The sequence below is a fragment of the Prosthecobacter sp. genome, from assembly GCF_044226605.1.
Classification (GTDB): domain Bacteria; phylum Verrucomicrobiota; class Verrucomicrobiia; order Verrucomicrobiales; family Verrucomicrobiaceae; genus Prosthecobacter.
The window spans coordinates 380581-400828 of sequence record NZ_JBGAGS010000003.1 but is presented as its reverse complement, the minus strand read 5'-3'; the positions used below and the strand labels follow the sequence as shown (position 1 = coordinate 400828).

General features: G+C 60.6%; 10 protein-coding genes. 2 read left to right on the top strand and 8 right to left on the bottom strand.

Annotation, left to right across the window (positions count from 1 at the left end; translation table 11 throughout):
• Positions 1-68: 68 nt before the first annotated feature.
• Positions 69-1226, bottom strand: a complete 1158-nt coding sequence (locus tag ACILSO_RS05965; protein WP_395736459.1) for a glycosyltransferase — start codon at positions 1224-1226, stop codon at positions 69-71.
• Positions 1227-1240: 14 nt separating this feature from the next.
• Entirely contained in the window at positions 1241-2158 is a 918-nt protein-coding gene (locus tag ACILSO_RS05960) for a glycosyltransferase family 2 protein (RefSeq protein WP_395736458.1), read from the bottom strand.
• Positions 2159-2277: 119 nt separating this feature from the next.
• Between ACILSO_RS05960 and ACILSO_RS05955 the strand changes: the two genes are divergently transcribed.
• Both ACILSO_RS05955 and ACILSO_RS05950 read left to right on the top strand, forming a co-directional pair.
• Positions 2278-2892 (top strand): hypothetical protein, encoded by a 615-nt coding sequence (locus ACILSO_RS05955; RefSeq protein ID WP_395736457.1) that lies wholly within the window; start codon positions 2278-2280, stop codon positions 2890-2892.
• Entirely contained in the window at positions 2889-3659 is a 771-nt protein-coding gene (locus tag ACILSO_RS05950) for an FkbM family methyltransferase (protein WP_395736456.1), read from the top strand. Before ACILSO_RS05955 ends, ACILSO_RS05950 begins: the two co-directional genes overlap by 4 nt.
• On the opposite strand, the gene ACILSO_RS05945 is transcribed toward ACILSO_RS05950, so the two are convergent.
• From ACILSO_RS05945 to ACILSO_RS05920, 6 genes are all read right to left on the bottom strand, one after another.
• A complete protein-coding gene (locus ACILSO_RS05945) occupies positions 3635-4459 on the bottom strand; it encodes a glycosyltransferase family 9 protein (RefSeq protein WP_395736455.1) in 825 nt (274 codons plus the stop codon). The genes ACILSO_RS05950 and ACILSO_RS05945 overlap by 25 nt on opposite strands.
• Positions 4460-4749: 290 nt before the next feature.
• Entirely contained in the window at positions 4750-5865 is a 1116-nt protein-coding gene (locus ACILSO_RS05940) for a polysaccharide pyruvyl transferase family protein (protein ID WP_395736454.1), read from the bottom strand.
• 23 nt (positions 5866-5888) lie between these two features.
• Positions 5889-6734, bottom strand: coding sequence for a glycosyltransferase family 2 protein (locus ACILSO_RS05935; protein WP_395736453.1), 846 nt, complete (start codon positions 6732-6734; stop codon positions 5889-5891).
• 146 nt (positions 6735-6880) lie between these two features.
• The gene (locus tag ACILSO_RS05930) at positions 6881-7630 is read right to left on the bottom strand and encodes a thrombospondin type 3 repeat-containing protein (RefSeq protein ID WP_395736452.1); all 750 of its coding nucleotides are present in this window, start codon (positions 7628-7630) and stop codon (positions 6881-6883) included.
• Between the two features lie 51 nt (positions 7631-7681).
• Positions 7682-15484 carry a beta strand repeat-containing protein gene (locus tag ACILSO_RS05925; RefSeq protein WP_395736508.1) on the bottom strand — a complete coding sequence of 2601 codons (7803 nt, stop codon included), beginning with the start codon at positions 15482-15484 and terminating at the stop codon, positions 7682-7684.
• Between the two features lie 1303 nt (positions 15485-16787).
• Positions 16788-20114 (bottom strand): autotransporter-associated beta strand repeat-containing protein, encoded by a 3327-nt coding sequence (locus tag ACILSO_RS05920; protein WP_395736451.1) that lies wholly within the window; start codon positions 20112-20114, stop codon positions 16788-16790.
• Between the last annotated feature and the right edge of the window lie 134 nt (positions 20115-20248).

Here is a 20248-nt window from a genome sequence, read left to right as displayed (position 1 = left end):
CCTGATTTAATGCGAGGTGCGGTTGCTGAGGTTGCTTGATCCATTCCTGGAAGCTTCCACGGAAGTGATTAGTGAATGGACCGCCGCTGCGTTTCTGCAAACTCGAGAAAATCTTGTGCTTTTTGCTCCCACCCTTCCCTGGCAATCATCAGCTTTACCGCTTCCAAATCAAACGGCAGCCGGCCTTCAAATGCAGCAACAACGGCATCCTCGAAAGAATTGGGGTCCGGCGCCACATGCACGTAGTCTTTGAGCCGCTGGGTTTCAGGAAGTGCCATGGCAACCACCGGTCGTCCGCAGGCCAGATACTCTTTAATTTTTAAGGGGCTGCAGCTTTTCGAAAGCTCATTCACCACGAAAGGCATGATGAACAAATTAGCGGAAATCAAGGCTGCAGGCAGATCTGCAAAAGGCAGCTGCGCCTCCAATCTCATGTTGGGGAGTTCGCGCAATCTGCGGGTGTCAATCAATACCGGCCCAATCATGCGGAAGCGTGCCTGAGGAAGCCGCCGTGCGAGCTGAATCAAAAGATCCACATCCAGACGTTCATCGATCATGCCAAAATACACGATCTCAAATTGCCCTGAATCCCGAGCAGGCAAAGACTGCGCGAAATGGGCCGCGTTTACTCCCTGAGTCAGCACATGAACCGGTTTACCACTGGATTTGAAGCGCTCCGCGAGCTGCTCTGAAACCGCCACGATTGCATCCACACGATCGGTCAGCTCCGCCTCCATATGCTGCACGACATGGGCGTTCATGCCCGGCCAGAGGGCGTAGTTGTCGGGGCAGTAAAAGAGACTCATCCCCTCCCCCAGAGAGCCAACAACATCGCAATGGCTGGGGGCGGTGACGACGAGGGTGTGGTCTTTAAAACCGAGGCGGCGGCAAGCGCGTTTGACGCTCCTGATGATCTGCCATTGATTGAATTTCCGGGCGAGGCGAGAATTTGGAAATGGCAACGTCAAAGGGCATAGCACGGTGAGGCCTGGGCGCGAAGCCGTGGTGCGATTGCGACGACCTGAAACATAGTCAACCAGCTTTTGCCAGCTGCGAGAAAGGTCACGCAAGGTCAACCTAGGAGGGCGCAGGCCGACCGTCTCCACCCAGATGACGGAATGGGCGCCCAGCATTTCATTGAAGAGATGCTGGCAGGTCGAAGGGTGCCTGCCCCAATCAGGACCGAAAACCACCCATTGGTGGAGGTTGCGGCGGTTGGCTGACACGTCACTCATTCAGATCAAAACAAGCCTTTGGGCCTTTTGATGTTTTGTGTCAACCAGCGGATTGCATTACATTTATATATGCCCAGGAGCAGGGCCTTTACGCATATCCATACGCAATCCAAAGCGCCCATCATGCCCGATGTGGTCACCTTAAAATAGACGAGCCCGGGAAGATACCACCAGACTTTCAACCGGCCGAAGCCGCTGAGGATGTCCCACCAGGAAAGGCGAGGATCGGCCCATGACCAGTAAGTGGCGGAGTCGTTGAACTGAGCCACGCTTTGCGCGGCAGGAACGAGCAGCACCGGGATGCCCATTCGATGGGCGCGCAGGGTGTATTCGATGTCGGAAAAGGTCTGCTTCATCCAATGGGCTTCCGGAAGTCCGACCCGGCGCCAGACGGCGGCAGGAATGGCAACCGTGTTTCCATGCAGCCATTCCAGCGGCATGGGGGCGGCCTCGGGGCCGGGGACGTTTGTCAGCCGTTGAGGCCAGCGTTTGTGCATGACACCGCCTGCGTAGACAAAGGACTCGGGAGTGGTGCGCGCGACGCCGCCGCAGATGGCGCAACGCTCCAAGGCGAGACTAACGAGCATCTCCAATGTTCCGCTCTGGGGCAGTGTGTCATCGTTCAACCAGACGACACAGCCGGCGCCCTGCTGAATGGCGGTCTGCATTCCGAGACGGATGGCGCCGCACCACCAGAGCTGGCCATCCCCAGCGAGGATGTGCACGCCGGGAAAGTCATTCTGCAGCATGCTTCGTGTGCCATCGGTGGAGCCGTCATCGACCACCAGGACCTGAGCCCAGGAGAGCACACCGAGGGTGCGCAGGTGAGCGAGACAACGGGCGGTGGTTTCGCGACGATTGTGCACAGGCAGGATAATCCACACATTTGCGGCTGTGACTGCGTGGTCGGATGCGAACTCCATTCTCACTGCAAATAGAAGCTTGCCAGAAGTGTGGCAAGCAGAGATTAATAAGTCAGATGACCCTCATTGAGCGTGCGATCCATCACTTTTTCCCACGTGCTGGCAAAGCGATTCGAATCGTGCGAACCTTGTTTGCAAAACGGGCTCTTTGGCAGAGCATTCGCACGGGAGTGCCTGTGGACGGCCAGGGAAAGCCGGTGCCATGGATCACCTTTCCTGCGCTGGATTACCTTTCGCGCCTGGACTTTTCCCAAGCGAACGTGCTGGAGTATGGCGGCGGGCAAAGCTCGCTGTGGTGGGCGGCACGGGCCAAAACGGTGACGACGGTGGAAGGCAGGGCCACATGGGCTGAGATGATCCGCAGCCAGGCGCCGGAAAATTTGCGGCTGATCGGTCCGGTGGAGGGAACGAGCTATGTGGAGTCGCCGCTGAAAGAGGGGCGCATGTTTGAGGTGATTGTCATCGATGGCTTTCTCCGTCCTGAATGCGCGAGGGCGTCGCTGCCTTTTCTGGTGGAGCACGGCCTGCTGATGCTGGACAACTCGGACTGGAACGCACCCACGTGTGACTGGCTGCGCACGCAAGGGATGATGCAGATCGATTTTCACGGCTTTGGTCCCGTCAATGATTACACCTGGTGCACGTCTGTCTTTGTGCGACAGAAGAGCGCGGTGCCGCATCTGGGCGCAGGCTGGGCAGCGGAGGTGTATGGCAACCTGGAGCAGACGATGTGAAACCTGAGCCCCTGCCCTACCGCTCCATCTACTCGCGGCGTGACCGGCTTTTCAATCTCGTCCGGCCGGTGCTGGAGTGGTGCCGAATCGACTGGCTGTCGCGCCCTGCGCTGAATGGACTGGACCGTCAGCTCGAAGCGCTGCTGCCGAGGCGTGGAGGATGGTTTGTGGAAGCGGGCGCCTATGACGGGTTTCAGCAGAGCAACACATACTTCTTTGCCAAGATGAAGGGCTGGCGCGGTGTGCTGATCGAACCGCTGCCACCGCTCGCGAGGCGATGCGAGAAACGGCGCAAGGAGTCGAAGGTGGTGTGCTGTGCGCTTGGCGCTCCTGAAAATGCCGGGAGCACGGTGAGGCTGCGTCACGCGGGTCTCATGACGATGGTGCGTGGTGCGCTGGCCGATGATGCCACGGAGCAGGCGCGTGCCAGCAGCGGGCTGCAGGGACAGGGCCTGCCGCCGCTGGAGCAGTTCGTCGAGGCGACGGTGAGAACTCTGACGGACGTGCTGGTAGAAACTGGCACACCCTGTGATTTCGATCTTTTGAGCCTGGACGTGGAAGGCTTTGAAGTCGATGCGCTGCGGGGGCTGGATTTGTCGCGGTTTGTCCCACGAGCGATCTGCGTGGAGGTACGGCATGAAAATCTCGCGGCCGTGATGAAGATGCTGGAAGGTCACTATGAAAAGCCGATCACGCTGACGACGAATGCAAGCTATGCGGACTGCTTCTTTGCCGTCAGAAATCACGGCGGGCCTGCCGCGGCATGAACGGCCTGTAGAGCGGCAGCTACGGCAGAGGGCTGAATGTGCGTGATGCAGTACGGCTCGGAATGGATGCAGCGCCACTGACAGTGATAGCAGTCCATGGCATGATGCAGCCAGACCTGGCGCTGACTGCGCTGCCAAGGGCCGAACATGCCGTACTGGCCACCGCCCAGCAAAAAGACGCCGGGTTTGTCCATGGCGGTGGTGAGATGCGCAGGCGCTGAATCGGGCGCCAGCACCATGTGCGCGGAGCTGATGGCTTGAATAAGTTCTTTAAAATCTGCCGGGTGCACCCATTGTACGGAGGAGACGCCTGCGTCCTGCAAGGGCTGTTCGTATAGGATGTGGTTGACGCCAGGCGGCAGACAAAAAGTGACGCGCATGGCGGGAGCGGATTGCAGAAATAAGGCGATGGCCGTGGCGAGGGTTGCAGGGGGATACTGGCGAATGGTATTACCTGCCAGCGGGCAGACCAGCAGCGTGGGTCCGGTTTCAACGGTGCTGGAAGGCAGGACTGGAAGCATTTCGTGGAAGTCCACCGTGCGGTGAAGGACGCTTTCAACCACGCGGCGGTGGGCTTCGAGTTCGAGACAGCCGTCCGCGGATTCGACGGGATAGGTAACGCGCTGGCAGCGGGGATAGGTGAGGCACACACGCTCTCCAGGTTGGATCCACTCCGAGGCATGGACTTGGCGGGCCTGAGTGAGAGCTGCAATGGCGTGAAGGTAGTCGGAGGGCTGATGGCGGAGGCAGACGAGATGATCGGGTGTGATGGCACGCAACCGTGCGGCATGGCGGACCATGGTTTGCACGAAATCGGGCCAAAAGGATTCACAAAAGGGCGGCAGAACCAGCAAACCCACGGTTGGAAACTCGCGTCGATAAAGAGGTTCAGCAACGGTGGAGACGATCAGAAGGGTTTGTTCAGAGCCGAATTCTCGGATTAGGACGCGAACAGCACCTAGTGAGAGGACGGCATCGCCGAGGCGGTCGAGTTTCAGGATGACTAGACGATAGCAACGTCCCCTGCCCCGCGGCATGAGCCGCAGAAAGGCCAGAACCAGCCAGTAGCAAAGGTGTCGGAGCCAGCGGGTCATGCAGACAGAATAGGGCGCAGGAGTTCCAGATAGCGTGACCTGGTGGTTTCGAGAAAAGCTGCGGGCTGTTCTCTGGCAGGCAGGCGCAGCAGGTCAGCCACACGTTCATCGAACGAATCCCAAACTTCCTGCACAGGATGGACGGTGACGCCCGGGACTTCGGCGGCCATGAGCAGGCGGGTGTCATTTCCGGTGAGCAGCACCTGCTTGCCCATGACGGCGGCGACCACGGCTCCGTGAACGCGATTCACCACGGCCGAGGAGCAGCGCGAGTAGGCGTGCAAGTAATCACGCCAGTCGTCGCTGTGGAAACGAGGGATTTCAGGCAGCAGGCGCTGGGCAAGCTGCAATTCTGTGCGGTCGTGGCAGATGAGGAGGCACGCGTGCTGGCGCGCCAGATCATGGGCAGTTTTGCAGAAGACGGTCTCCCACTTTTGACGCGCCTCAGCACCGCGGTCGGCGAGATCGTAGTGTCCACCATAAGGCATGTAGTTGAGTGCGATGTACTGCCCGGGCCGGCCTTCGATGTTCAATGCGCCAGGCGCAAAGATGGCGGGACATGGAAGCAGAGGAACGTCATGCCCACACTGACTCACGATGCTGTGCGCGAGTTTGTCCCGCACGGTGGTCAGAGAACTCCACCGGGTGAAACGGTCAATGAAGGAGTGACAGTCTGGATCTGAAACGATCTCCGAGCCATCGCTGCCCCAGGCCTGGCAGGAGCCGGCACCGAGATTGAGAAGCGGCGCACGCAGCGAGATCTGTCGCCAGCGCTTTTCGACGAGCGGAGCAAACCATTCGGTTTGTGCGCAGGTGGACCATCGATTTTTCCAGTACATGGGGGCGCCGGATTGCACGAGGAGATCGCAGCTGAGAACCTGGTCTCTTGCGGCATTGGAGGGAAGGAAGTCCACCACGCGGGATAAACGAGCGCGCCAGTCGAATCGGTTCGAGAGGCCACGAGTCATGCGATCGATCTGCTGCCAGAGGCGGCCGCGCACGGCTGCCGGGAAGTGTTTGTGGATGACCGTGGTGTGGAAGTCGCCGAGCACTGACTGCAGCAGGCTGATGATCCCCATGCGCACAAAGTCGTCGCCGACATTATGATTCACGGTGGATATGAAACAGACACGCTTCATCGTTTGAGAAGAGACCGGCACCAGCGACGCAGGCCCTGAAGGGAGAGTGCTTTGGAAGGAAGTCCCACCACCTGAGTAAGATAGGCGCGATCTGCCTCCAGCCAGCCGGTGATTGCGGCAGGATGCTGCAAGGGCGTGGGCAGTTCCCGGACAGCGAGGTCTGCGCGAGGGTCGGCCGAGTTAACGGTATGTGTGGCGTCCGGGCCGAAGCCGATGTTGGAGATGAGATTGGCGGAGGGAATGATGTTCAAACCGCCGAGGCGCAGTTTGGCGAAGGCCCACTGATAGTCCCAGGTGTCAACCTCTCCGCGATAGACAGCGCCTAGAACCTCGCGGCGCCAGGATGCTTCGAAGGGTTCGGGACAGAGCTGACGGAGCAGTGAAGAGTCACGCACTGCGGGCCAGTCTTTCATGGTGACATCGTATGACTGCCAGGCACGACGCCAGGAGGCCCAGCCCCAGATTGGGCCGAAACGGGAGAAGTAGTAACTCTGCCCCGGGGGCTGCATGGCGGTGAGATTGCTGCCGCAGATCTGCATGACTTCCGGATTGTCTTTATAGCGGTCAAGCATGGAGGAGCAGAATGCAAAGAAGCTTGGATGAGGCAGGCAATCGTCCTCGAGGATGATCAACTGCTCATGCAGGCCGAAGGCCCAGTCCAAGGCAGATGAGACTGCTTTCCGGCAGCCTTGGAGTTCGTCCAGAAAACGGGTCTGCACCTTGCAGGGCCAGTCGATGCCGCTCAGGACCTGTTCACGGACCCGGGTGCAACGGGGGTCATCACCCGGGCCATCAGCGGCGACCAGCAGGATCTGGGGACGCGCCTGCTTCAATGCCGCCATGACGCGAGTGGTTGGCCCGAGACGGCGGTGAATCAAAAAGAGCACCGGTATTTGGCATGGAATGCCTGATGACATGAAAGGCTACTCTTCCCGCGAATGATCCGGAGGGAAAGCGCAAGATGATGCCATGGGCGAACACCGCTCCCTTATGGAAGACGGGTGCGGAAGAAACGGCTGGGCTGGCCGTTGGAGAGCACGGGAAACTCCGCGCTGAGATTCTGCATGACGCCGTCATCGCTGATGACCTGTGGTGTCGAACCTGTGACTTCCCAGGTTTGCAAATCACTGCTGAACTCATAGATGTAGTTCACACCCGTGGTGAGGTAGTCGCTGCGGCGGCGGAAGATCGCGCGCATCTTCCCACTCTCACTGTCCTGCGTGGTGCGGTTGCCCACGTCGCTGCTGCCAGCCTTCGGATTGGTCCCAAAAGCAAACTCTGCGTAGTTGTTCAGGCCGTCGCCGTCCGGGTCCGCGCTGTTCACGGCCGCTCCGCTGTTCTGGCTGCTGCCAAAATACGTCTGACGCCACTGCTGCACAGGAGTGGCTGCCGTGATCTGGAGAGAAAATGACACCACAGAACTCGCCCCAGCAGGGTCGGTCGCAATCAACTGCACCATATTGCTGCCGGGTTGCAGCGGAGTGGTGTCGCAGGTCCAACTCAGATTGCCGGTGCTGTCGTCGCGGACAAACTGGCCGATGTTCTGTCCGCTGGACACATGCAGGGCGCGCAGAGTCACGCCGGAGTTGCCGTCGGCGTCAAAGAACTGAGCGCTGAAGGAGGCTTTGTCTCCCTGGATCACGCTCAGGCTGGGGCCAGCATTGATGATCTGGGTGGCACCGGCCCGGGCTCCGAGAAGCAGCAAAACCAGCAGGGCTTTAAGTGGCAGTGTGTTCATGAGATGTATCAGAGTTGAAATTATAAAGGAAAAAGGATGTCTCAACAAGGATTAGGGAGTTGGGATGTCGCGCAGGACGAGGACTTCCAGAGCGCCGCCGGCCGTGGTGGCTGATCCCGTCATCCAGACGACTCCGTTAGGGTCAACCTTCACTTTCTTGACGCTGTCGTTTTTGTTGTTGTCGCCATCAAAGGTTTTCTGCCAACGGATATCGCCAGCGCCCTTGTTGTGCTTGGCCAGATACACGTCCGTGGTTGAGTCGGCATTGGTGGTGTAGCCGCCGATCACTGGATTGCCGATGCCATCGAGAGAAATGGACGTGTTTTCATCATTGCCGCCGCTTGATCCGTTATAGCGTCCCTCCCACAGGAGAGTGCCATCCAGGCCGGAATACTTCAGCGTCATGCCATCGCGCACGCTGGCTGAACGGTAGGAAGTACCGGTGACGAAGACGTTGGCGTCCTCATCCACCACCATGTCCCACGGAGCGTCGGAAGAATTGAAGCTGCTGTTGTAACGCTTGCCCCAGATCAGAGTTCCGTCTTGGGAGGCATACTTGGCGGTGTACATGTCGTAATTGGCGCCCTGTGAGTAGGCGGCGATGATGACGTTGTTTGCGGCATCCATGCCGATGCCGCGGACGGCATCGGGCTTGCCAGCAAAGTTATAAACAACACTCCAGACCTTGGCACCGGAAGCGGCGGCGAGTTTGACCGTCCAGGCGTCGCTGCCGGTGATGCCTCCGAGCGCCACGCTGCCATCTGTGCCAACGACTATTTCGGCCGGAACATCTGAGGTGGTGGTGGTGCGGTTTTGCGTGCTGGTCCACACCACGGAGCCGTCGGTCTGGGCAAGCTTGGCAGCAAAGAAATCATTGCTGGTGGTGGTGCCGAAGGTGTAGCCGCCCACCACGACGTTGGAGGTGCCTTCAAGGTCCAGAGAGACGCCGACATCGTTGGCATTGCCCGCGCCATTGACGGTGTAGAACCAGATCCTGTGTCCATCGGCGCCACTGTGCTTGGCCACATAAAGGTCCTGGCCAGTGCCAGCGATGTAACCGGCGAGATAAACGTCGCCGCTTGCGTCCACCTTAACCGCCATGGCCTCGTCATCGCCAGCAACGGCCTGAATGTAAGTCCAGACTTTGGTGCCATCAGACTGGTATTTGGCCAGATAGATATCTTTGTTGGCGGTGCCGCCTGTGGTGCCGGTGGTGTAACCGCCCACAATACCTGCGATGGCATCGTTGCCACTGAGCTGGAGCGCGATGTCGTTGCCGACGCCAGCACCGGTGCCCGCATAACGGTCACGCCAGTTTTCAGTGATGTTGTCGAAGATGGTGACCGGCGTGTGATTGACGGAAGTGACGGTGGCGTCAACATCCGCCGCCGCAGTGTACATCGAGTCGCCCGCCTGGCTGGCGCGCACAACAACCGCCCCGGTGCCGCTGAAGGTGAGGATTCCGCCGGCGATGCTGCCAGGGCCGCTCTGCACACTGTAGGTGACTGCGAGACCGCTGGAGGCCACTCCCGTGAGAGGCCACTGCGCCGTGGAGTTCAGGCTGGATGGCAGAGTGAAGCTGATGGTCTGCGAACTTGGATTCACCGTGAAGGTTTGGGTCACCGACGTTGCAGCTGCAAAGGTGGAGCTGCCGCTTTGTGAGGCGCGAATCGTAACGCTGCCAGAGCCGGTGAATTTAAGCAGGGTGTTGCTGCTGTCATCGATCTGCGCGGCGCCGCTGACCACGGAGAAACGCACCGTCAAGCCGCTGCTGGCAGTGGCGGACAAAGTCACTGGAGTGCCAGCGCTTTGCGTGCCTGGGTTGGCGAAGGTGATGGTCTGTGCAGCCTGAGTCACCGGCTTGAGCGCCTCGTAGTTTTTCACCAGGAAGTCCGTCGTGTCGCCCGCAGCAGTCGAGTAGCCGCCGACGAAGATGTTGCCATCCGGAGAGATCGCCACCGCATAACCGTAGTCATGCTTGTCCGCGGCGCCGTTGAAGCGGCGCTCCCACAGAAGGCCGCCGTCTGCAGCGAGCATCTTGGCGGTGAACACATCGTAAGTTTGGGAAGCGTTCTCCGAGTAACCGGTCACGACGACGTTATCAAGCGCGTCCAGGTCCAATGAGGTAAGGCTATCCTGCAAGCCAGCGGGTCCATTGAAGCGACGGTCCCAGACCAAGGCACCCGTGGAACCGTTGTACTTGGCCGCATAGCCGTCCTGTACACTGGCGGAGGTATAGCTCGCACCTGCCACGACCACATCGCCAGCACTGGTCACCGCCATGTCAAAGGCCGCATCCGAAGAGCCATACGGGCTGTCCCACTGCTTCTGCCAGACGGGGCTGCCGCCGCTGGTGAGCTTCACTACAAACATGTCGTAGCTGGCGGAGTGAACCGTTCCAGCTGCCACCACTTCTCCAGCGGTGGTGAAGGCCACCGAGTAGGCCTGGTCGTCGTTGCTGGTGGTGCCGTCCTTGTTCCATGTCCACAGGGTGGTGCCATCGGCTGCAGCCAGCTTCATCACACGGAAGTCCTTGTTGCTGTTATTCGTGGTCTTGCTGTATCCCGCCACAGCCACGTTGCCTGAAGTGTCGATCGCCACAGATGTGGCCTGGTCAACGTAGTAATAGCTGCCACCATCGATGAGACGTTCAAAGTAAGTGGTGCTGCCGTCTGAAGAGTATTTGGCGACAAAGAAGTCAGTACCGATGTTCTTGCCATAGCCAGCCACAGCGACGTTGCCGGCCGCATCAACGGCGATGCTGTTGCCCATGTCAGCAGCCTGGCCGGGTCCGCCATAGATCTTCTGCCACAGCAGGGTGCCGTCTGCTCCGGCATACTTTGCCACATAGACATCGGCGTTGCCGAAGCCATTGGTGGTGTATCCGGTGATCAGCACGTCGCCATTGCCATCAACCACGATTGCGTTTGCGTCGTCCGTGCCGTTGGCCGTGCCGTTGTAAGTCTTCGACCACAGCAGAGCGCCCGTCACCGGTTCATACTTCGCGGTGTAGATGTCCGTGTTGCCTGAGGCATTGGTGGTATGTCCGGTGGCAAAGACGGCCACTGCCTCGTCGCGGGTGGTGCTCTTCTGGACTGCCACGGCGGTTGCCAGGCCATTGCGCGGTGTCGCCGGCGCGGTCGGCCCGCTATAGGTGTAAGTCCAGCCGTCCAGCACATCACGAGCGATGGATCCGACCCCGGTGATGGCGAGGTTGAAGGGATTTTCGTTGAGGTCGTTGCTGTCGATCACAATGGCCGCATTGCGGGTGCCGATGCGGCTTGGGCTGAACGTGAGAGTGAAGGTGGTGCTGGCTCCAGGAATGAGAGTGGTGGCGGTGCCGGTCGTGTCCAGCGTGTAATCGGAGGCAGCCGGACCGGTCGGCGCATGCACCAAGATTCCCATGAGATCCACTTCCCCATCGTTCTTGATGGTGAAGGTCTTGGTCACCGGCTCAGGAGGCATCAGTTTGTCAACGAATCCATAGTCATAGGTGCCGCCGTCGGTCTGGTCGTTGCCAGATTCGGTGACGGTGATTTCAGGAGTAACAATCTTGAGCGTGATGTCGTTGCCGGTGGTGGCCAGAGTGCCGGGTGCGCCAGAGCTGCCGGAGTAGTTGATGCGGCCGTAGTAGTTTGAGCCGAGCACATTCTCCACGTAGTCCACGCCGCTAAGCGTGATGACCTTCGTGCCACCGAAGGTTCCTTTGGCGAACTGCCCGGTGATGGCATCCGTCAGATCGTTGCTGACAAGCGTGAATGCGTTGTTAAGGGTCGCGTTGTAACTGCTGATAGCATCCAGCACAAGCTTGGCCCCGGCGCCACCTGCCGCGAGATTGATCGTGCCGGTGGTGCTTATCTGGTCATAGCTGCCGGTGCCGCCGATGTTGAAGTGGAGCTGACCGTCCACGATGGAAATGTTGCCCGTGCTCAACGTGCCTGCGGTGGATGCGCCGCCAGGATTGATAGCACCGCCGCTGTTGAGCTGGATGGCACCGACATTGCCGGTTCCCATCAGGGTTCCACCGTTGATTGTTGTCAGGCTGCTGCTGGCGATGCTGCCATTGACCGTAAGATCCCCTGCGCTCAGCAAGGTGGCTCCGGTGTAGGTGTTGATACCGTTCAGTGTGACTGCGCCCGCAGTGGTTTTGGTCAAACCGACACTGCCACCCAGGATGGCGCCCACGGTGCCGTTCTGCATGTCGTATGTGGTGGTGCTGGTCAGCACACCGGTGGTGCCCGAGATGCTGCCTGAGGTCAGCTGGACACCAGCAACGGTGTCGCTGACAGATCCGATGTCGAAAGTGCCGCCGGAAACAACAAGCGATGAGCTGTCAGAGAGCTGGCCAGCGCCACTCAAGGCCAACGTGCCGCCATTGACGGTCGTGGTTCCCGTGTAGGTGTTCGAGTTTGACAGAGTTACCGTGCCACCTGTGGATTTCGTCAATCCCACCGAGCCGCCAAGGACAGCACTCACGCTTCCAGAGCGCACGTCGTAGGTGGTCGTGCTGGTGAGCGTGCCGGAACCGGTGATGCTACCGGAAGAAAGCTGCACAGAGGCCACCGTGTCGCTGTTGGCTCCCATGGCCAAGGTGCCGCCGGAAACCGTCACCGCTGCGCTGTTGCCAATCTGATTGGACGCACCGAGTGCCAGGCTTCCGCCGCTGATGTTCACGGCAGTGGCGCTGTTGATCGTGCTACTGGCTCCCAGCGTCAGAGTGCCTGCGGTCACATTCACCGTTGCCGCGGCTGCGGTGCCGTTCAGGGCCACAATGCCAGAACTGTTGATGGTGCCGGTGCCGAGGTTTGCGTTCACCGTGCCACCGCTGAGGCCGTAGGTCGTTGCGGTCAGCGTGCCAGTGCCGGAAAGCGTGCCGCTGCTCATGTTGAAGATGCTCACCGTGTCGGTGAATGCACCCATGGCGAGAGTGCCGCCGGAGACAGTCACCGTCGCGCCATTGGCCAGACGGTCGGAACTGCCGAGGGTCAGTGTGCCGGCGGTGACGTTCACGGTTCCCGCAGCTGCGGTGCCGTTGAGAGCGACGTTGCCGGAGCTGTTGATGGTGCCAGTCCCCAGGTTTGCGTCCACCGTGCCGCCGCTGAGGCCGTAGGTGGTTGCAGTCAGCGTGCCAGTGCCGGAAAGCGTGCCGCTGCTCATGTTGAAGATGCTCACCGTGTCGGTGAATGCACCCATGGCGAGAGTGCCGCCGGAGACAGTCACCGTCGCGCCATTGGCCAGACGGTCGGAACTGCCCAGGGTCAGTGTGCCGGCAGTGATGTTCACCGCTGTTGCGCCAGCGGTGCCGTTGAGGGCCACGTTGCCAGAGCTGTTGATGGTTCCTGTGCCGAGATTGCCATTCACTGTGCCACCGCTGAGGCCGTAGGTGGTGGCCGTCAGGGTCGATGAACCGCCGATGGTGCCGCTGCTCATGGTCAGCGTGCCAATCGTGTCTGTTCCGCCGACGGTAAGCGTGCCTCCGGACACGGTCACTGCGGCAGTGTTTGCCAGTTTGTCAGCCCCGCTGGTGGAGAGCAGTCCGCCAGAGACAGAGATCGTCGCGGAGCTGTTGATGTCACCTGTGATCGACAGAGTGCCCGCGCTCACGGTCGTCGTGCCGCTGTAGCCGTTGCTGGCGCTGAGAACCTGCGTGCTGGCTCCGTCCTTGGTCAGACCGCCCGTGCCCCCAATGGCTCCGGCGAAGGTGGTGTTGCTGGAGGCATCTCCCACGGTAAGTGTGTTTGAACCAAGGGTAATGGTCGCGGCGCCCGCAGCGGTCAATGAGGCCACCGATTGGTCCGCGCCCAAAGTCAGAACCGAAGTGCCTGTGCCATCGAAGGTCAGTGCTGTGCGGGTAGCCGTTGGAAGCGCACCTGCCACGTTCGCGTTGAGAGTACCGCTGTTGCGGATGAAGGTCGGGCCGTTGTAGGTGTTAGCCACGTTAAGATTCACCGTGGTGCCATCAATCACCAAGTCGGAGTTGGCCGAGGCGCCGCTGATGCCTGTTGTGTTCACGTTAATGGTACCGCCGCCATTGAAGGTGGCGACCGTGCCATCCTTGATCACACCACCCGTAAGGGTCAGAGTAGAACCGCTGGCCGCGGATATCGAACTGCTGGAAGCCACGGTGACCGCGCCGCCGAAGGTGTTGCTGCCGCTGACGTTGACCAAGGCTCCGGTCTGGCCGCTGGCGGCACCTCCATTGAGCGTGAGAGCCTCCGCACCCACGGTGATGTTGCCCTGAATCTGCAACGTCGCGCCGCTGGCAACGGATGTGCCGCCCGCCGTGGTTCCGAGAGCCGTGGCATTTCGAATGTTGAGGATACCCGCGCTGACGGTTGTGGCGCCGGTGTAGGTGCTGGCTCCGCTCAGGGTCAGAGTCGAGGCCGCGTTGTTCATCGTCACAGTCTTGCCGCTGCCTGCGATGATACCGCCGAAGGTGCTGCTGCTGGCGCTGGTGTAGTTCAGGCTTCCGGTGATCGTGCTCGTGCTGCTGCCGCTCGCAATCGATCCGCCAGTCACATTCAGGTTACCATTGGCCGTCAGGTTGGCACCGCTGCCGATGGTGAATGTGCCGCTGCTGGAGGTAACAAGGCCGCTCACGCTTCCAGCGCCGTTCCAGTTGCCGCCGGTGACGCCCAAGGTGCCGGCAATGGTGCCGGGGTTGGTCAGATTGATGATGCCGCTGCCGGTGAGGGTGGCGTTGCCATTGACGGTGCCAGAGCCGGCCAACGTGCCAGAGGTGCCCACGCCGACCGTGCTGCCGGCGGCGAGCGAGCCATTCACCTGCAGGGTGCCTGCGGTGATCGTTGTCGCGCCAGTATAGGTATTCGTACCGCTCAGAATCAGGGTCCCCGCTGCGTTGTTCATCGTCACGGTGTTGCCGCTTCCTGCGATGACACCGGCAAAGGTGCTGCTGCTGGCGCTGGTGTAGTTCACGCTGCCAGTGATCGTGCTGGTAGCGTCGCCGCTGGCAATCGTGCCACCCGTCACGCTCAAGCCGCCATTCGCAGTGAGATTCGCGCCGCTGCCGATGGTGAATGTACCGCTGTTGGAGGACACAGCACCGGTCACGCTACCGGAGCCGTTCCAGTTGCCGCCGTTCACGCCCAGGGTGCCGGCAATCGTGCCACTGCTCAGATTGATGATGCCGCTGCCGGTGAGGGTGGTGTTGCCATTGATCGTGCCTGAGCCGCTCAACGTGCCTGAGGTGCCCACGGCAACCGTGCTGCCGGCGGCGAGCGATCCGTTCACCTGCAGGGTGCCTGTGGTAATCGTTGTCGCGCCGGTGTAAGTATTGGTGCCGCTCAGAGTAAGAGTCGCCGCAGCGTTGTTGAGGGTCAGGGTCTTGCCACTGCCTGCGATGACACCGGCAAAGGTGCTGCTGCTGGCGCTGGTGTAGTTCACACTGCCAGTGATCGTGCTGGTGGCGTCGGTGCTGGCAATCGTGCCGCCCGTCACGCTCAAACCGCCATTGGCGGTCAGATTGGCTCCGCTGCCGACAGTGAATGTACCGCTGCTCGAGGTGACCAGGCCGCTCACGCTTCCAGCGCCGTTCCAGTTGCCGCCGGTGACGCCCAAGGTGCCGGCAATGGTGCCGGGGTTGGTCAGATTGATGATGCCGCTGCCGGTGAGGGTGGCGTTGCCATTGATGGTGCCCGAGCCGGTCAAAGTGCCTGAAGTGCCGACGCCAACGGTGCTTCCGGCAGCGATCGATCCGTTCACCTGCAGGGTACCTGCCGAAATCGACGTCGCACCGGTGTAGGTGTTCACTCCGCTCAGGGTGACTGTGCCTGCGGTCGTCTTGTTCAAGCCCGCAGTGCCACCCAGAATGGCGCTCACTGAGCCGGCCTGCATGTCAAAGGCTGCTGTGCTGGTAAGCACTCCTGAGGTGCCGGTGATGCTGCCAGAGGTAAGCACGACACCGCCCACCGTGTCGCTGTTGGTGCCCATGGCCAGAGTTCCTCCGGAAACGGTCACCGTGGCACTGTTGCCGATCTGGTTGGAGGCTCCAACTGTCAGGCTGCCGCCGCTGATTGCGACCGTGGTAGCGCTGTTGATCGCGCTGCTGGCCCCGAGAGTCAGCGTTCCGGCCGTGACGTTCACCGTCGTTGCGCCAGCAGTGCCGTTGAGAGCCACCGTGCCTGAGCTGTTGATGGTGCCGGAACCGAGATTGGCGGTCACCGTGCCGCCGCTCAAGCCGTAGGTCGTGGCGGTCAGAGTACCGCTGCCGGTGATCGACCCGCTGCTCATGTTGAAGACGCTTACGGTGTCGCTGTTGGTGCCCATGGCCAAGATGCCGCCAGAGACGGTTACCGTGGCGCTGTTGCCGATCTGATTGGAGGCTCCCAGCGCGAGGCTTCCACCTGTGATGTCCACCGTGGTGGCACTGTTGATCGCGCCACTGGCCCCCAAAGTCAGCGTGCCTGCGGAGACGTTCACCGCTGTCGCGCCCGCAGTGCCGTTGAGAGCCACCGTTCCCGAGCTGTTGATGGTGCCTGAACCAAGGTTTGCAGACACCGTGCCGCCGCTCAAGCCGTAGGTCGTGGCGGTCAGGGTACCGCTGCCAGTGATCGAGCCGCTGCTGATATTGAAGACACTCACCGTGTCATTGTTGGCACCCATGCCCAAAGTCCCTCCGGAGACGGTCACCGTGGCACTATCGCCGATCTGATTGGAGGCTCCCAGCGCCAATGTGCCGCCAGTAATGCCGACAGTGGTGGCGCTGTTAATCGCGCTGCTGGCCCCCAAGGTTAGCGTGCCGGCAGAGACATTCACGGTCGTTGCAGCTGCCGTGCCGTTGAGAGCCACCGTTCCCGAGCTGTTGATGGTGCCGGAACCGAGATTTGCCGTGACCGTGCCGCCGCTCAGGCCGTAAGTCGTCGCGGTCAGGGTACCGCTGCCAGTGATCGAGCCGCTGCTGATATTGAAGACACTCACCGTGTCATTGTTGGCACCCATGCCCAAAGTCCCTCCGGAGACGGTCACCGTGGCGCTATCGCCGATCTGATTGGAGGCTCCCAGCGCCAATGTGCCGCCAGTAATGCCGACAGTGGTGGCGCTGTTAATCGCGCTGCTGGCCCCCAGGGTGAGCGTGCCGGCAGAGACATTCACGGTCGTTGCCGCTGCTGTGCCGTTGAGGGCGACGGTGCCCGAGCTGTTAATCGTGCCAGAACCCAGATTGGCGGTCACCGTGCCGCCGCTCAAGCCGTAGGTCGTGGCGGTCAGTGTGCCGCTGCCGGTGAGGGAACCGCTGCTCAGATTGAAAGTGGCAACCGTGTCGTTGTTGGCACCCATTGCAAGAGTGCCGCCGGACACGGTCACCGTCGCGCTGTTGCCGATCTGATTGGATGCGCCCAGGGCCAGAGTGCCACCGGTAATGCCCACGGAGGTGGCGCTGTTGATCGCGCTGCTGGCTCCGAGGGTCAGCGTGCCGGCCGAGACGTTTACGGTTGTCGCGCCGGCGGTGCCATTGAGGGCGACATTGCCGGAGCTGTTGATGGTGCCGGTGCCCAAGTTTGCGTCCACCGTGCCGCCGCTGAGGCCGTAGGTGGTTGCAGTCAGCGTGCCAGTGCCGGAAAGCGTGCCGCTGCTCATGTTGAAGATGCTCACCGTGTCGGTGAATGCACCCATGGCGAGAGTGCCGCCGGAGACAGTCACCGTCGCGCCATTGGCCAGACGGTCGGAACTGCCCAGGGTCAGTGTGCCGGCAGTGATGTTCACCGCTGTTGCGCCAGCGGTGCCGTTGAGGGCCACGTTGCCAGAGCTGTTGATGGTTCCTGTGCCGAGATTGCCATTCACTGTGCCACCGCTGAGGCCGTAGGTGGTGGCCGTCAGGGTCGATGAACCGCCGATGGTGCCGCTGCTCATGGTCAGCGTGCCAATCGTGTCTGTTCCGCCGACGGTAAGCGTGCCTCCGGACACGGTCACTGCGGCAGTGTTTGGAGACAGAGATCGTCGCGGAGCTGTTGATGTCACCTGTGATCGACAGAGTGCCCGCGCTCACGGTCGTCGTGCCGCTGTAGCCGTTGCTGGCGCTGAGAACCTGCGTGCTGGCTCCGTCCTTGGTCAGACCGCCCGTGCCGCCGATGGCTCCGGCGAAGGTGGTGTTGCTGGTGGCATCTCCCACGGTGATAGTGTTTGCACCCAGGGTGATCGTCGCGGAACCCGCTGCTGTCAGCGAGGCCACGGATTGGCTCGATCCCAGGAAGAGCACCGAGGTGCCAGAGCCATCAAAGGTCACAGCCGTGCGGGTGGCTATGGGCAGGGCGCCGAACACATTGGCATTGAGCGTGCCGCTGTTGCGGATGAAGGTGGGGCCGTTGTAAGTATTGGCCACATTCAAGTTTACTGTGGCGCCATCCACCACAAGATCGGAGTTGGCCGAAGCACCGCTGATAGCCACACCACTGACGCTGATGGTGCCGCCACCGGTGAAGGTGGCTGTGGTGCCATCTTTGATCACGCCACCGGTAAGGGTGAGCGTTGAGCCACTGGCTGCGGAGATCGAGCTGTTGGAGGCCACGGTGATCGCGCCGCCGTAGGTATTGCTGCCACTGACGTTGACCAGAGCCCCAGATTGACCGCTGGCTGCACCGCCATTGAGCGTGAGCGCCTCGGCACCTACGGTAATACCACCTTGCAACTGGAGCGTCGCGCCATTGGAAACGGACGTGCCGGAATCCGTGGTTCCGAGTGCCGTGGCATTCTGAATATTGAGGATACCCGCGCTGACTGTTGTAGCGCCAGTGTAGGTGCTAGCACCGCTCAGGGTTAGAGTCGAGGCTGCGTTGTTCATCGTCACGGTCTTGCTGACGCCTCCGATGATACCGCCGAAGGTGCTGCTGGTAGCGCTGGTGTAGTTCACGCTGCCAGTGATCGTGCTGGTGGCGCTGCCGCTCGCAATTGATCCGCCAGTGACATTGAGATTGCCATTGGCGATCAGGTTTGCCCCGCTGCCTATGGTGAAGGTGCCGCTGCTGGAGGTGACCAGACTGGTCACGCTGCCGGCGCCGTTCCAGTTGCCGCCGGTGACGCCCAAGGTGCCTGCGATTCTGCCGCCGGCGCTCAGATTGACAATACCGCTGCCGGTAAGAGTCGCGTTGCCATTGATCGTACCCGAGCCAGTCAATGTACCCGCCGTGCCGACGCCAACCGTACTGCCAGCATCAATCGAACCGTCCACCTGCAAGGTGCCTGCAGTGACGGATGTTGCGCCCGTGTATGTATTGGTGCCGGTAAGGACCGTTGTGCCGCTGCCCACCTGGGACACTGCGCCGCTGCCACTGATGACGCTGGCGAAATCAGTGCCCTGGGTCAGCGTGTTGTTGCGATTGAACTCCAGTGTCGCGTTGTTGGTGATAGCACTGCTGGCGGAAAGAGAACCCGTTGCGCCGCCTGCGCCGATCTGCAGGGTGCCGTCGCTGATTGTCGTATTGCCGGTGTAGGTATTTGCACCGCTCAGGCTCAGTGTTCCCGCACTGTTTTTCACCAAACTCCCTCCCAAGAATTCCGACGAGATCACGCCAGAAAGGACTGCACTAACGCCGCTGTCCACCTCTACACTCAAGGTGGAGGCACTGGCGATCACTACGTTGTTTGTCACGTTGGACACATTTGCAGCCACGCGAAGCGTGTCGGTGCCTCCATTCGCCCGAAGGCCGCCCGTCCCGAGAGAGGTGTTGTTGTCAATCGTAACGCGGGCGTTGTTGCCAATGGTCACGCCGCCTTGGAAGGTCTTCGCGCCGGAGAGCATGAGTCCCGGTGTGCGCATGATACCGCCACCGGAAGTGACCGAGAATCCGCCCGTTCCGGAGACGCCAGTGTTGATCCAGACGTCGTTGTGGCCAAAGAAACTGACATCTACATTAACCATGCCACCACTGAGGACGAAGGCGTTTGGAAGGGCTCCGGCGACGCTGTTGCCTTCAAAACCCGAGGTGCTGAAGTTTACGCCACCGGCCAGTGTGACGGTTCCAGTGCCAAAACCGTTCTGATTGGCCAAAACAATGGATCCCGAGGTGACATTCGTGCCGCCGGAGTAAATATTTGAACCCGAAAGTGTGAGAGTGCCGCTGCCTCCGATGGAAAGCCCCGTGGTGCCGTCGAGCACTGCGCTGATGGTGGCATTCGTGTTGAGCAGGATGGTGGTATTGGAGAGTGTGAGATTATTCCCCCCGCCCGCAATGGTATAATTGGCATTGAAGGTCATGTTTCCGACCGTAATTGGACTGCCCAAGGTGATCGTGCCTGCCGTACCGCCAAAGATCGCGCTATCGGGTGTCGCATTGCTCCAGTTCACGTCGGTGACACCGTTGTTCCAGTTACCCGATGCATCAGTCCAGATTCCCGTGCCCCCGGTAATAGTGGCGCCATCACCTTGCGTGATGTCCCAGGTGAGAACAGCTGCTTGCAATGAACCGCTACTGCAGAGCACGGCAATCAAGATGGCAGCAAGTGCGCGGTTTAAAGTATGGATGCTTTTCATGAGAAGGAAGGCGGAACAGGGGTCCGGGAGCAGGATCAGATGTGGTGTGAACGAAAAAGCGAGGGGAGGCACGCAGAAACAATGCCTGGCATGAGCCTTTCTAAGGGCCAAAAACTCGTGGGTGCGACTCCTCC